We start from the raw sequence: 13,998 nt of genomic DNA on the forward strand, positions 1-13,998 counted from the left end.
CTCGGCTGAGAGATCTTTCGGATCTGGCAGGGATAAATCAAGGAATTCAGACACTCGGTGCGGCACCCCACGGGCAGCCGCCGGGCCTGGCTTGCGCTGCGCTCATAGTCTCTGAGGGCAACTTCCAATAGAGATGCCGCATCCGTGCGGTCCAAGAGTGCAAAGGCGGCTGGTGTGACCGCCTGTTTCATCGATCATGTGACCATCAATGCGCCGCGCGCTTCCCGGCAAAGAGCGGCATCACCAGCTTGGTCACCACCGGCACCAGCACCACACCCCAGATCAGCCCCAGCACCCCGTCAATCGTGGCCGTGGTCGTCCAGAGCGCCGCGCCTTCGAGCTCCGACCCCACCAGATGCGCCACCGCCTCGGCGGCGTGGTGGATCGTCTCCTCCGGCAGGTGCCAGCCCATCTGCGCCAGCGAATGCACGATGATCGAACCGCCGACCCAGAGCATCGCCACGGTGCCCACGGTTGAGAGCAGTTTCATCACCCAGGGCATGCCCTTGACGATGCCGCGCCCCAGTGCCCGCGTGACGCCCAGCCGACCCACCTGGGTCAGCCACAGCCCGACATCGTCCATCTTCACGATCACCGCCACCGCGCCATAGACCAGTGCCGTGATGCCGAGCCCCACAAGCGCCAGAACCACCGCCTGAATCCAGACCTCGCCGCTCTCGATGGTCGAGAGCGCCAGTGTCATGATCTCCGCCGACAGAATGAAATCGGTTTTGATCGCGCCCTTGACCCGCTGTTCCTCGAGATGCGCCGGATCGCCGACATCGTGGCTGCCATCGGGTCCGCCGGAATGGTCGTCATGCGGCATCAGCACATGCAGGATCTTTTCCGCCCCCTCGAAACACAGGTAGGAGCCGCCCATCACCAGCAGCGGCGGCACCAGCCAGGGCGCGAAGGCCGCCATCAAGAGCGCCGCCGGCAGCAGGATCACCAGCTTGTTGAACACCGAGCCGCGCGCGATGCGCCAGATGATCGGCAGCTCGCGCGCCGCCTCGAAGCCATGCACGTATTTCGGCGTCACCGCCGCGTCGTCGATCACCACGCCAGCGGCTTTGGAGCCGGCCTTGGCGGCATGTGCCGAGATATCGTCGACCGAAGCCGCCGCGATCTTGGCGATGCCCGCCACGTCGTCGAGAAGCGCCAAAAGCCCGCTCATGCCTGTCTCCTGTCCTGCACCGGCCAAAGCCTAGCGCGCCCCGGCAAAGCTGCAAGCCATGGTCCGGAACGCGGGCCAGATATCCCGCGTCCGCGATGTTATCGCAACCCCTGCCCGCCTGCTGCGCAACCGTTAGCGCAACCCTTAATATTTATCGCTAACATACTGTCATGGAACGGCTTTTATGGATTGGAATCTTGGCATACGTCCGTATACACAGCGCAGCGAACGGATAATCTAGGAGACCCGCCCATGACCGTCACCGTCGGAATCAACGGGTTCGGCCGTATCGGCCGCTGCACTCTGGCCCATATCGCCGAAAGCGCGCGCAACGATGTGCAGGTGGTGCGGATCAACGCCACGGGCCCGATCGAGACGGCGGCGCATCTGATGCGTTACGACAGCATCCACGGGCGCTTTGCAGGCGAGGTCAAGGTGGTGAACGGCAGCGCGCTCGATCTGGGCCGCGGACCGATCGACGTGATGTCGACCTATGACACATCCGAGCTCGACTGGTCGGGCTGTGACGTGGTGCTGGAATGCACCGGCAAGTTCAACGACGGCAACAAGGCGGTGCAGCACATCCATCAGGGTGCCAAATCGGTTCTGATCTCGGCCCCTGCCAAGAACGTGCAGAAAACCATCGTCTACGGCGTCAATCACCGCGATCTAGTGCAGGGCGACGTGATGATCTCGAACGGCTCCTGCACCACCAATGGGCTCGCGCCGCTGGCCAAGGTGCTCGACGAGGCCATCGGCATCGAGAGCGGCGTGATGACCACGATCCACAGCTATACCGGCGACCAGCCGACGCTGGACCGCCGCCACAACGATCTTTATCGCGCGCGTGCCGCCGCCATGGCGATGATCCCCACCTCCACCGGTGCTGCCAAGGCCATCGGCGAGGTGCTGCCCAATCTCAAGGGCAAGCTCGACGGCTCGGCGATCCGCGTGCCCACCCCGAATGTCTCGGCTGTTGACCTGACCTTCCAGGCCTCCAAGGACGTGACCGTCGAGGACGTGAACGAGGTTGTGCGCGAAGCCGCTGCCGGTCGCATGGGCATGGTGCTGAGCTACGACCCGGAGCCCAAGGTCTCCGTCGACTTCAACCATACCACGGCAAGCTCGATCTTTGCGCCCGACCAGACCAAAGTGGTCGGCAAGCGCACCGTTCGCGTGCTCGCCTGGTATGACAATGAGTGGGGCTTCTCCGCCCGTATGGCCGATGTGGCCGCGGCCATGGGCCGCCTGCATCACTGACCCGAACGGGTCCGGGCCCTGTCCCACCCTGAGAGGCGGCGGAGGGGAGACCGCCGCCTCTTTTCCGTTTCACGACAGCTTGTCGATCCAGGCATCGAAGCTGGCCATGAAGTTGGCGAGAAACGCCTTGGTGTCGGCATTCGTCACATTGCCGCTGTCGTCGAAGAGATCTGCCAGCCTGCCGATATAGGCTTCGGGCTGATGCATCGGCGCGGCGTTCAGAAACACCAGAGACTGACGCAGATGGTGGTTGGCGCCAAAGCCGCCGATGCCGCTGGGCGAGCCGGTGGCGATGGCTGTGGGCTTGCCGTCCCAGACGCTTTCGCCATAGGGGCGCGAGCCGACGTCGATGGCGTTCTTCAGGCTCGCCGGCACCGAGCGGTTGTATTCCGGCGTCACGAACAGCACCGCATCTGCGCGCGACACCGCATTGCGGAACGCCGTCCATTCCTCCGGCGGATTGCCGTCGAAATCCGGGTTGTAGAGCGGCAGTGCACCGGTGCCCACAAAGGTGAACTCCATGCCCTCGGGCGCGAGCCCGGCAAGCGTCTGGGCGAGTTTGCGATTGTCCGAGCCCTCGCGCAGAGAGCCGACGATCACGGCGATATGTTTCGACATTGTAGCCTCCAAAGTCCGATGCACAAAACATGGCCCCAAGGCGCCGTGCCGGGTAGGCCGATCCGCGCACCGGGTCTGTGCGTCATGTGACCGAACGCCTGGACGCCGGGCGCGTTCCACGCCACCCTTCTGCGCGCGATGCACAGCCTGTCGGGCCTGCGATACAATTCGGGCTGGACGGCGCACGCGCCCTTGGATAGATCAACCGGCATGTCGCGAGCTCATTGGCCAACGACATGTGCGGGCGTGGCGGAACCGGTAGACGCGTCGGATTCAAAATCCGGTTTCCGAAAGGAAGTGTGGGTTCGAGCCCCACCGCCCGCACCATTATTATGGGCCTACCGCCTTCGGCTACTTGAGGCTCGTATAGCAGGCCTATCGCCTTCGGCTGCTTGAGGCCGGTCGGTCGCTCATAGCTTTTCGAAATCTGAAACGGGTCGAGTGAGCTGCTCCCGACCAGCGCGCGGTTTTGCCCCTCATATGCCGAAGAGCGCGGAGGCGCCTCCGCGAAAGCGTTATTCCGAGGTTTCGACGATCAGCAGGTCGCGCTCTGAGGCGTCGCGCGCATGGCTCAGCGCTTCCTGATATTCCGGCGAGTGATAGCAGGCCTCGGCGGCCTCGACGCTGTCGAACTTCGCCACCACGTTGCGCGGCCGGTCGGTGCCTTCGAGCTGCACATAACGCCCGCCGCGCGCGATGAAACGCCCGCCATGTTTGGCGATGGCCGGGCCTGCGAGCTTGGCGTATTTACCATAGGCGTCTTCGTCGGTGACGCTCACATGGGCGATCCAGAGTGCCGGCATGATCAGATTCCTTCTACGATGACGATATCCCGCGTGCTGGCACGCAGGGCGATGGGCAGGATCGCCTGATAGTCGGGCGAGTCGTACCAGGCCCGCGCGGTCGCCGCGTCCGGAAAGGCGATCACCACATGACGGCCCGGCCCCTCGCCCTCGACAAAGCTCTGCGGCCCGCCTTTCACCAGAAACCTCCCGCCCGCCTTTTCGGCGAGCGCGACTGTCTGCGCGGCATAGGTCGCGTAATCCTCCGGATCGGTAACCTCGATGCGGGCGATCAGATAGGCGGTCATGCGCTCAGCCCGCCAGCACGGCTTCCGCCGCCGCGATCGCCGCATCTGCCTCCGCCGCATCCTTGGCACCGCCCTGCGCCAGATCCGGACGACCGCCGCCGCCCTTGCCGCCAAGCGCCGCAACCGCCGCCTTGACCAGATCCACCGCCGAAACCTTGTCGGTCAGATCCCCGGTCACGCCGGCGGCCACCGCCACCTTGCCGCCGGTATCGGCAATCAGCAGTACCGCGCCTGAGCCCAGCCGCGCCTTGTGCTCGTCGATGAGCGGCGGCAGATCCTTGCCCTGCACGCCGGTCAGTACCTGCGCCACGAAGGGCACACCGCCGACCTCGCGCGCCTCGGCGCCGCCGCCCTGCCCCGGCCCGCCGGCCATGGCCAGATCGCGGCGCAGCTGCGCCACCTCGTTGTCGAGCTTGCGGCGCTCGTCGAGCAGCGAGGCCACACGCGACACCGCCTCGGGCCCGTGCGCCTTGAGCAGCGCCTCGATCTCTCCCAGCGCCTTGTCGCGGCTGCGCAGCTCGGCCATGGCGGCCTCGCCGGTCAGCGCCTCGATGCGGCGCACGCCGGCGGCAGATGCGCTTTCCGAGGTCAGCGCAAAGGTGCCGATATCGCCGGTCTGGCGCACATGGGTGCCGCCGCAGAGCTCCAGCGAATAGGTCTGCCCGTCGGCGCCCTTGCCCGAGCCCGCCAGCGTGCCCATCGAGACCACGCGCACCTCGTCGCCGTATTTCTCGCCGAAGAGCGCCTGCGCACCGATGGCGCGGGCATCGTCCGGCGTCATGATCCGCGTCGACACCGGGCTGTTCTGCCGGATGAACTCATTCACCTCACGCTCGACCTGCGCCCGCTCCTCCGCCGTCAGCGCCTTGGCGTGGCTGAAATCGAAGCGCAGCCGGTCGGGCGCGTTCAGCGAGCCGCGCTGCGCGACGTGATCGCCGAGCGCGCGGCGCAGCGCCTCGTGCAGCAGGTGTGTGGCGGAGTGGTTGGCGCGGATCGCCGCGCGGCGCTTGTGATCCACCTCCATCGCAACCGCGTCGTTCTTGGCGAAACGGCCCTGTTTCACCGTGACCTGATGCGCGGAGATCTTGCCGTCGCCCATCTTCTGGGTGTCGGTGACCTCGGCGATGTCGTCCTCGTCCTCCAGCCGGCGCAGCCAGCCGGTATCGCCGACCTGGCCGCCGCTCTCGCCATAGAACGGCGTCTGGTTCAGCACGATCCAGCCGCTCTCGCCTGCCTCCAGTGCGTCGACCTCCTTGCCGTCGCGAACCAGCGCCAGCATCTGGCCCTCGGCGCTCTCGGTGTCGTAGCCGAGGAAATCGGTGGCGCCATGGGTCTCGGCAATGTCGAACCAGAGCGCCAGATCGCCGGCCTCGCCGGTGCCCGCCCAGGCGGCGCGCGCCTTGGCCTTCTGCTCGGCCATGGAGGCATCGAACCCGTCGGTATCGACCTCGCGGCCCCGTTCGCGCAGCGCATCCTGCGTCAGATCGAGCGGGAAGCCATAAGTGTCATAAAGCTTGAACGCCGACTCGCCGGGCAGTTTCGTGCCTTCGGGAAGCCCCGAAAGCTCGTCATCCAGCAGCTTCAGCCCGCGGTCGAGCGTCTGCTTGAAGCGGGTTTCCTCCAGCTTCAGCGTCTCTTCGATCAGCGGCTGCGCGCGCACCAGCTCCGGATAGGCCGCGCCCATCTGGCGCACCAGCGACGGCACCAGCCGGTGCATGACCGGATCTTTCGAGCCCAGCATATGCGCATGGCGCATCGCCCGGCGCATGATCCGCCGCAGCACATAGCCGCGCCCGTCATTGCTCGGCATTACCCCGTCGGCGATCAGGAAGGAGGTGGAGCGCAGGTGGTCGGCGATCACCCGGTGATGGGTCTTGCCCGGCCCGTCCGGGTCGCTGCTGGTGGCATCGGCGGAGGCCTCGATCAGCGCGCGGATGAGGTCGGTGGCGTAGTTGTCATTGGTGCCCTGAAGCAGCGCCGCCACCCGCTCGATCCCCATGCCGGTGTCGATCGACTGCATGTCGAGCGCCCGCATCGAGCCGTCCTCGAACTGCTCGTTCTGCATGAAGACGAGGTTCCAGATCTCGACAAAGCGGTCGCCATCCTCTTCCGGCGATCCCGGAGGGCCGCCCCAGTATTTCTCGCCGTGATCGAAGAAGATCTCGGTGCAGGGGCCGCAGGGGCCGGTGGGGCCCATCATCCAGAAATTGTCATTGGTGGCGATGCGGATGATCCGGTCCTCGGGCACGCCGACACTCTTCCAGATCTCGGCGGCCTCGTCATCGGTGTGATAGACCGTGACCAGCAGGCGTTTGGCGTCGATGCCCAGCTCTTTCGTCACCAGCTCCCACGCGAAGGGGATGGCATCCGATTTGAAATAATCGCCGAAGGAGAAATTCCCCAGCATCTCAAAGAACGTATGGTGCCGCGCCGTATAGCCGACATTGTCGAGATCGTTGTGCTTGCCGCCGGCGCGCACGCATTTCTGCGCGGTGGTGGCGCGCTTGTAGTCGCGGTGCTCGACCCCGGTGAACAGGTTCTTGAACTGCACCATGCCCGAATTCGCGAACATGAGCGTGGGGTCGTTGCGCGGCACGAGCGGGCTCGAAGGCACCACCTGGTGGCCCTGTTTCTCGAAATAGCCCAGAAAGGTTGAGCGGATGTCGTTCAGGCTCTGCATGATCGTCCTTGAAAAGCTGGCGTCTCAGCGGTCCGCGCAGGTGTATCGCCCTGCTCCGCCCCTGTCCATAAGCCGCAACAGAAAAGCCAGAGGGCCGTTCCTGTCTAAAAATACGCACCGGCACGACAGTCGGGCCTGCGCCGCGGCCGTGGGGTCTGCGGGTCTCATCCGCCGCCCCGAAACGCAAACGGGGCGCCCCACCCGGAGCGCCCCGTCTGAAATCCTGTCACAGAGCCTCAGCTCTCCATCACGTCGCCATCGTCGTCGCGGCCTTCGCGGTCGTCCTCGGACATGTGGAACTCCAGCCCGTGTGCGGCACGGATCTTGTCCTCGATTTCCAGCGCGACGCGGGAATTCTCCTTGAGGAAGGTCTTGGCGTTCTCGCGACCTTGGCCGATGCGCTCGTCGCCATAGGAATACCAGGCGCCGGATTTGTCGACCACGCCGGCCTTCACCCCCAGATCCAGCAGCTCACCGGTCTTGGAGATGCCCTCGCCATACATGATGTCGAATTCCACCTGTTTGAAAGGCGGCGCCACCTTGTTCTTGACCACCTTCACGCGGGTGGAGTTGCCAACCACCTCGTCGCGGTCCTTGATCGCACCGATGCGGCGGATATCGAGACGTACGGAGCTGTAGAATTTCAGCGCATTGCCGCCGGTGGTGGTTTCGGGCGAACCGAACATGACGCCGATCTTCATACGAATCTGGTTGATGAAGATCACCATGCAGTTCGAGCGGCTGATCGAGCCGGTGAGCTTGCGCATCGCCTGGCTCATCAGGCGGGCATGCACGCCGACACTCGAGTCGCCCATATCGCCCTCGAGCTCGGATTTCGGCGTCAGTGCCGCCACCGAGTCGACCACGACCATGCTCACCGCGCCGGAGCGCACCAGCGTGTCGGTGATCTCCAGCGCCTGTTCGCCGGTGTCGGGCTGCGAGATCAGCAGCTCGTCGAGATCGACACCCAGCTTCTTGGCGTATTGCGGGTCAAGCGCGTGCTCGGCGTCGACAAAGGCGCAGACACCGCCCTTTTTCTGCTCCTCGGCCACCGCGTGCAGCGTCAGCGTCGTCTTGCCCGAGCTTTCGGGCCCGTAGATCTCGATGATCCGGCCCTTGGGCAGGCCACCGATCCCCAGCGCGATATCGAGCCCCAGCGATCCGGTCGACGTGGCCTCGATATCCTTCATGGCGTTGTCGCCGCCAAGCTTCATGATCGAGCCTTTGCCGAATTGCCGCTCGATCTGGGCCAGCGCCGAATCGAGCGCCTTTTGCCGGTCTGCGTTTTTCTTGCTGTCCATTGTCAGAAGATCTGCCGTTGCCATGCGTTTCGATCCTTATTTCACACCCCATCCGGGGCGGCAATCGCTGCTTTCGTTCGCCTCTTGTTCTCATCCTGTATGAGATCAAAAAGAGAACATTTCAAGGTTAATTTTCATGGACCACTCTTCCGGCTCAGGGTTAAAGAGTGGTTTACGAGGGTGGAAAATATGAGGTGCGGGCGGATGCTGGTATTCTGGAAAGCGCGGCTGGTGCTGCTGGCGGTGCCCAAGACGGGCAGCTCGGCCTATGAGCGGGCATTGGCGCCACATGCGGCGATGAGCGTGCTCGACCCGCCGGAGCTGAAACATGCGCCGGTCTATCGCTACAACCGCTTCTTTCGCCCGATGTTCGAAAAGATGGGCGTCGAGCATATGGAGCTGATGGCGGTGATCCGCGAGCCGATCTCCTGGCTGGGCTCGTGGTACAGATACCGCCAGCGCGGCTTTCTCGAAGGCCGCCCGACCTCGACCCGGGGCATCAGTTTCGACGCATTCGTCGATGCCTATGCGCGCGGCGAGCGCCCGCCCTATGCCAATGTCGGCAGCCAGGCGAAATTCGTCGAGCCGCGCCCCAACGGCACCAATGTCACTCAGCTTTTCCGCTACGAGAACCAGGCGGGAATCATCGGCTTTCTCGAAGAACGGCTCGGGGTGACGCTGGATCTTCCGCGCGAGAACGTCTCGCCCCGCGCCGATCTGGCGCTGTCGCCGGCGACCGAGGCCAAGCTGCGGCGCAAATGCGCTGCCGATTTCGAGATCTGGGAGTGCGCGCAATAGCCCCACGCGCTCAGTGTAGCTGCCGCTGCACCGTCTCGGTCAGCTGGTTGAGCGAGAAGGGTTTCGGCAGGAAGACCGAATTCGGCACTTCGTCCTCGCCCTCGGCAAAAACATCCTCCGCATAGCCCGAGACGAAGACCACCCGCGTACCAGGTCGCGCCTCCAGCGCCTTGCGCACCCAGGTCGGCCCGTCCATGCCGGGCATGACCACATCGGTGACGAAGATATCCACGCGGACCATATCGTCGGCCAGCGTGTCGAGCGCATCCTCGGCAGTGCCCGCCTCGATCACCGTGTAGCCGCGCAGCCGCAAGGCACGGGCGGCGAAGGCGCGCACCGGCGCCTCGTCCTCGACCAGAAGCACCACGCCGTTGCCCTGCTGCGCCCGCTTGCGCGGCGCCTCCCGGTGCTGTGCCGGGGGCAGCTCTGCCGGCGCGTCATGGGCGGGAAAGAGCAGCGTGAAACAGCTGCCCTGCCCGATCACGCTGTCGACGAAGATGAAGCCGCCGGTCTGTTTGACGATGCCGTAAACAGTGGAGAGCCCGAGCCCGGTGCCCTCGCCGGTGCGCTTGGTGGTATAGAACGGCTCGAACACCTTTTGCAGCTTGTCCTGCGGGATCCCGGCGCCGCGGTCGATCACCTTGACGGCGGCATATTCCCCGGGCTCGACCAGCGCGCGGTCGCGCTTGAGCGGGTCGAGCAAGGTGCGGCGCTCGGTCTCGATGGTGATCTCACCGCCCTCGGGCATCGCATCGCGGGCATTGACCACCAGATTCATCATCACCTGTTCCAGCTGCCGGCGGTCGCCGCGGATCGTCGGCAGAACCGGGTCGTGACTGAGCGTGAGCTGGACCTTTTCGCCGACCAGCCGGTTGAGCAGGTGAGTGAGATCGGAGAGCGTGTCGCGCAGGTCGAGCACCTCAGGGCGCAGGGTCTGCTTGCGCGAAAAGGCCAGGAGCTGACCGACCAGCGCCGCCGCGCGGTTGGCGTTCTGGTTGATCTGCACGAGATCGCCGTAATCGGGATCACCCTGATCGTGACGCAGGAGCAGCAGGTCGCAATGGCCCGATATCGCGGTCAGCAGGTTGTTGAAATCATGCGCCACGCCACCGGCGAGCTGACCGATCGCCTGCATCTTCTGACTTTGTACGAACTGCGCCTCGAGCGTCTTGAGTTCGGTCGCGTCGTTCAGCACCGCCACGAGCTCGGCATGGCCATTGCTGAACACCCGGTTCAGCGTGACCTGCACAAAGATCTCGCGATCTGCGCGGGTCAGTCGCAGGAACTCCGACCGGTGCAGGCCGCGCCCCGCCGCCGCCTCGCTGAGCCAGTCGGTGATCGAACGGCCCAGCCCCTCCATATAATCGGTGATACTGCCGCCATCGGTGCGCTCCACCGCGAGGAGCCGGCAAGCCACGGCGTTGGCGCGCAACACCGTGCCGTCGGCAGCAAGCCGCAGCAGCGGCACCGGCAAAGCATCGAATCCGGCCGTGTCGGGTGCCGCAGCCCCGGCTGGTTCGAGCGGCTGAAGGACAAGCTCCTGCCGGCCGATCCCGGCATCGGCGCAGCGCACCCGGAAGCCGCGATGCCCATCCGGAGTGACAAAGCGATGGACCGCCCCAGGGGTGAGCGGCGGATCCTCGAGCACATCCTCGATGCGTTTGACTCGCCGGCCCAGAACCGCGCGGGCGCGCCCGTTCATATAGAGCACAGCCCCGCTGCGCCCCAAGGTGAGCAATGGCAGCTCTTCCTCTGCCTCGGAACTTTCGGAGAGGCCGGGACCGGCGCGGGGGTCGACCCGCCAAATCGCCCGCGCGCCGAAGCCCAGATGCAACGACAGCCGGAACCGCCCGGCATGGGTGGCGACATCCTCACGCGCGGTGCCGCTGTCGCGCGCGGCGAGCTTCAGCCGGTGCATCACCCCCTCGGCGCTGGCGATGCTGGCATTCAGCACTGCGGCGAGCGGGCGCTGCTCCGCCTCGCCGAACCGGTCGCAGGCGGCGGCATTGGCGAAAATCACAGTCTCATCGGCATCGGTGGCAAAAATCGGCGTGGGCACATCCTGCGAAAACCGCACGATGGCGGCGAAATCCCGCGCCGCGCGCCGTCGCCGGCGCAGAAGGCCGAGCGCCACAAGCGCCGCCAGAGTGGCAAAGGCCGCCCCGGCCGCAAGAAGGGCAATCCGCCCCGCCCCGAGGGGCAGCAGCAGGACCAGACCGAAACAGGCCAGCGCGAGACCCAGCATGACCGCGACGCCCCGCATATAGCCGGGTGCCCATGCCGGGCGCCACCGCGCTGTCGCCGAACCCTCCGCCACTTGGCCCCCTTTTTCGCCGGTCACATCTCTTCCCCCGATGTGACATGACAGGGTTTAACCAAAGGTAAACCAATTCAAAGATAGCCTCAAAATTCGAAAAAGGCGAGCTTATCCGGCCGGGCGCGTCAGGCAGGCGAGGTAGAACCCGTCACCACCGTCACGCGGCAGGAACTGCCGCTCGGTTCCGCGTTGCCAGCCGGGATGCTCGGCGAGGAACGCCGCAACCTGCGCGCCGTTTTCCGGCGTGAGCATGGAACAGGTGGCATAGGCCAGCGTGCCGCCCGGTGCCACCAGCGCGGCGGCGACGGTCAGGATCTCCGCCTGTGTCCGGCAGAGATCGTCGAGCCCGGCCTCTGTCAGCCGCCATTTGCCCTCGGGCGCCCGGCGCCAGGAACCGCTGCCGGAACAGGGCGCGTCGCAGAGCACGAGGTCATAGGGCCCCTTGGGATCGGCGATGCGGGAGATCTCGGCGCCGGCGCGGGCGGCGCGGGCCGGCAGATCGGACATGCGGGCGGGGTTGGCGTCATGCGCCGCGACCGGCCCGGCGATGCGCGCCGCCATTGCCAGCGCCTTGCCGCCGCCGCCGGCACAGTAATCGAGCAGGCGCATGCCGGGTGCCAGCGGCAGCGCCGCCACCACCGCCTGGCTGGCGGCGTCCTGAAGCTCCACCAGCCCCTCGGTAAAGGCGCGCGAGCGGGCGATGCCGCGCGCGCCCTCGGTGACCTCGAGCGCGGTCTCGGCCAGCGGATGCGGGCGGGTCGCGATGCCCTCCTCGGCCAGCGCCGCGCGAGCGCTGTCACGCGTGGCGCGCAGGCTGTTGACGCGTAGAAAGACCGGCGCGCGGTGGCGCAGCTCCTCGGCCGCTTTCGCCGCCTCCTCGCCCAGGGAGGCGCGCCAGAGCGACCAGAGCCAGTTGGGCAGATCCAGCGCCTCGGCGCCCTCGGGCACGTGGCCCGCGCCGCGTTCGGCCTCGGAAAGCGGCGCCGGCGCATGGCCGGCGCCGGTGAAGAGCGTGTCGGGATCGGTGCCCGCCTGTCGCAAAAGCCCCAGCATCCGCGCGCGACCGCTCTCGCCGCCCCCCATGGCGGCGGCGGAGCGCCAGCGGCGCAGCGCGTCGAACACATGGTCGCGCACCGCCGCCCGGTCCTTGGAGCCGGCAAAGCGCGAGGCGCGCGCCCAGCGGAGCAGCGCCTGCTCCGCCGCCCGGCCGCCGGCAATCTCGTCGAGAATACCGGCGGCGGCGGCAATGCGCGCGGCGGGGGTCATCCGGCGCGGTAGTTGGGCGACTCGCGGGTGATCGTCACGTCATGCACATGGCTTTCCTGCAACCCCGCATTGGTGATCTTCACGAAACGGCAATTGCGGCGCATCTCCTCGACGGTGCCGTTGCCGGTATAGCCCATCGCCGCGCGCAGCCCGCCCACGAGCTGGTGGATCACCGCGCCCGCCGGCCCCTTGTAGGGCACCTGCCCCTCGATCCCCTCGGGCACCAGCTTGTCGGAGGCGGCGTCCTTCTGGAAATAGCGGTCGGCGGAACCGCGCGCCATGGCGCCGAGGCTGCCCATACCGCGATAGGCCTTGAAGGTCCGCCCCTGGTATAGGATCACCTCGCCCGGGCTCTCGTCGGTGCCGGCGATCATGCTGCCGACCATGGCGCAGGAGGCGCCGGCGGCGATGGCCTTGGCGAAATCGCCGGAGAACTTGATGCCGCCATCGGCGATGACCGGCACGCCGCCCGCCGCCTGGGAGCATTCCATGATCGCGGTGAGCTGCGGCACGCCGACCCCCGCCACCATGCGGGTGGTGCAGATCGAGCCCGGCCCGATGCCGACCTTGACCGCATCGGCGCCGGCCTCGATCAGCGCCTTGGTGGCTTCGGCGGTGGCGACGTTGCCGGCGATCACCTGCACCTCGTTCGACAGCCGCTTGGCGCGACTCACCGCATCGACCACACCGCGGGAATGGCCATGCGCGGTGTCGATCACCAGGATATCCACCCCGGCATCGACCAGCGCCTCGGAGCGCTCGAACCCGGCCTCGCCCACGCCGGTGGCCGCGGCGACGCGCAGACGTCCCAGATCGTCCTTGCAGGCAGTGGGATTCAGCACCGCCTGTTCGGTGTCCTTCAGGGTCAGCAACCCGGTGAGCTTGCCGCTCTTGTCGGTGACCAGCAGCTTTTCGATGCGCCGCGCCTTCATCAGGCTGATCGCCTCGTCACGGTCGGCGGGCTCGCGCAGGATGGCGAGATTGTCCGAGGTCATCATCACCCGCACCGGCGTATCGTCCTGCTGGGCAAAGCGCATGTCGCGGTTGGTGACGATGCCGACAACGCGGTGATCACTGTCGACCACCGGGAAGCCGGTGAAGCCGTAGCGCTCGGTCAGCGCCTTGGCATCGGCGAGGGTCTGATCGGGGGTGAGGGTCACCGGATTGTAGACAATGCCGCTCTCGAAGCGCTTGACCCTGCGCACCTGGCGGGACTGCTCCTCGACGGAGAGGTTCTTGTGGATCACCCCGATGCCGCCGGCCTGGGCCATGGTGATCGCCATGCGCGCTTCGGTCACCGTATCCATGGCGGAACTTAGCAGCGGAATGTTCAGGGCGATGGACTTGGTCACGCGGGTGCGCGTGTCGGCGGTGCTGGGCAGCACGCTGGACGCGCCGGGGACGAGAAGAACGTCGTCGAAGGTTAAGGCCTCGCGAATCTCCATGGGGCAGCTCCTTGGGAGGGGATCGGTTGGCACGTCCCTATTGCATGGA

11 protein-coding genes and 1 tRNA gene are annotated in these 13,998 nt (G+C 66.2%); 3 read left to right on the plus strand and 9 right to left on the minus strand.

Annotation, left to right across the window (positions count from 1 at the left end):
- Positions 1–205: 205 nt before the first annotated feature.
- The gene (locus tag I6N89_RS04520; RefSeq protein WP_207017025.1) at positions 206–1,174 is read right to left on the minus strand and encodes a DUF808 domain-containing protein; all 969 of its coding nucleotides are present in this window, start codon (positions 1,172–1,174) and stop codon (positions 206–208) included.
- 252 nt (positions 1,175–1,426) lie between these two features.
- On the opposite strand from I6N89_RS04520, the gene gap reads away from it, so the two are divergent.
- On the plus strand, positions 1,427–2,434 hold the full coding sequence (gene gap, locus I6N89_RS04525) for a type I glyceraldehyde-3-phosphate dehydrogenase (RefSeq protein ID WP_207017026.1): 1,008 nt from the start codon (positions 1,427–1,429) through the stop codon (positions 2,432–2,434).
- A gap of 69 nt (positions 2,435–2,503) precedes the next feature.
- Here the strand turns inward: gap and I6N89_RS04530 are convergent, their stop codons facing one another.
- Complete coding sequence (locus I6N89_RS04530) at positions 2,504–3,052, minus strand: NADPH-dependent FMN reductase (RefSeq protein ID WP_207017027.1); 549 nt, start codon at positions 3,050–3,052, stop codon at positions 2,504–2,506.
- Positions 3,053–3,292: 240 nt separating this feature from the next.
- Between I6N89_RS04530 and I6N89_RS04535 the strand changes: the two genes are divergently transcribed.
- Positions 3,293–3,379 (plus strand) — tRNA-Leu (locus tag I6N89_RS04535).
- Between the two features lie 188 nt (positions 3,380–3,567).
- Here I6N89_RS04535 and I6N89_RS04540 read toward each other — a convergent pair.
- From I6N89_RS04540 to recA, 4 genes are all read right to left on the minus strand, one after another.
- Positions 3,568–3,855, minus strand: a complete 288-nt coding sequence (locus I6N89_RS04540) for a DUF1330 domain-containing protein (RefSeq protein ID WP_207017028.1) — start codon at positions 3,853–3,855, stop codon at positions 3,568–3,570.
- Positions 3,856–3,857: 2 nt separating this feature from the next.
- Positions 3,858–4,142, minus strand: a complete 285-nt coding sequence (locus tag I6N89_RS04545) for a DUF1330 domain-containing protein (RefSeq protein WP_207017029.1) — start codon at positions 4,140–4,142, stop codon at positions 3,858–3,860.
- 4 nt (positions 4,143–4,146) lie between these two features.
- Positions 4,147–6,822 (minus strand): alanine--tRNA ligase, encoded by a 2,676-nt coding sequence (gene alaS / locus I6N89_RS04550; protein WP_207017030.1) that lies wholly within the window; start codon positions 6,820–6,822, stop codon positions 4,147–4,149.
- A gap of 236 nt (positions 6,823–7,058) precedes the next feature.
- Positions 7,059–8,147, minus strand: a complete 1,089-nt coding sequence (gene recA / locus I6N89_RS04555) for a recombinase RecA (protein ID WP_207017031.1) — start codon at positions 8,145–8,147, stop codon at positions 7,059–7,061.
- A 180-nt stretch (positions 8,148–8,327) separates the two neighbouring features.
- Here recA and I6N89_RS04560 point away from each other — a divergent pair, with 180 nt between their 5' ends.
- Complete coding sequence (locus I6N89_RS04560) at positions 8,328–8,921, plus strand: gamma-glutamyl kinase (RefSeq protein ID WP_207017032.1); 594 nt, start codon at positions 8,328–8,330, stop codon at positions 8,919–8,921.
- Positions 8,922–8,931: 10 nt separating this feature from the next.
- On the opposite strand, the gene I6N89_RS04565 is transcribed toward I6N89_RS04560, so the two are convergent.
- The 3 genes from I6N89_RS04565 to guaB all read right to left on the minus strand — a co-directional run bounded on the left by I6N89_RS04565 (position 8,932) and on the right by guaB (position 13,949).
- Positions 8,932–11,166 carry a hybrid sensor histidine kinase/response regulator gene (locus I6N89_RS04565; RefSeq protein WP_236016428.1) on the minus strand — a complete coding sequence of 745 codons (2,235 nt, stop codon included), beginning with the start codon at positions 11,164–11,166 and terminating at the stop codon, positions 8,932–8,934.
- A gap of 180 nt (positions 11,167–11,346) precedes the next feature.
- On the minus strand, positions 11,347–12,504 hold the full coding sequence (locus I6N89_RS04570) for an RsmB/NOP family class I SAM-dependent RNA methyltransferase (RefSeq protein WP_207017034.1): 1,158 nt from the start codon (positions 12,502–12,504) through the stop codon (positions 11,347–11,349).
- On the minus strand, positions 12,501–13,949 hold the full coding sequence (gene guaB / locus I6N89_RS04575) for an IMP dehydrogenase (RefSeq protein WP_207017035.1): 1,449 nt from the start codon (positions 13,947–13,949) through the stop codon (positions 12,501–12,503). The genes I6N89_RS04570 and guaB overlap by 4 nt, the downstream gene beginning before the upstream one ends.
- Positions 13,950–13,998 lie beyond the last annotated feature (49 nt).

This window comes from Salipiger abyssi, assembly GCF_017311415.1.
In the GTDB taxonomy this organism is placed as follows: Bacteria; Pseudomonadota; Alphaproteobacteria; order Rhodobacterales; family Rhodobacteraceae; genus Salipiger; species Salipiger abyssi_A.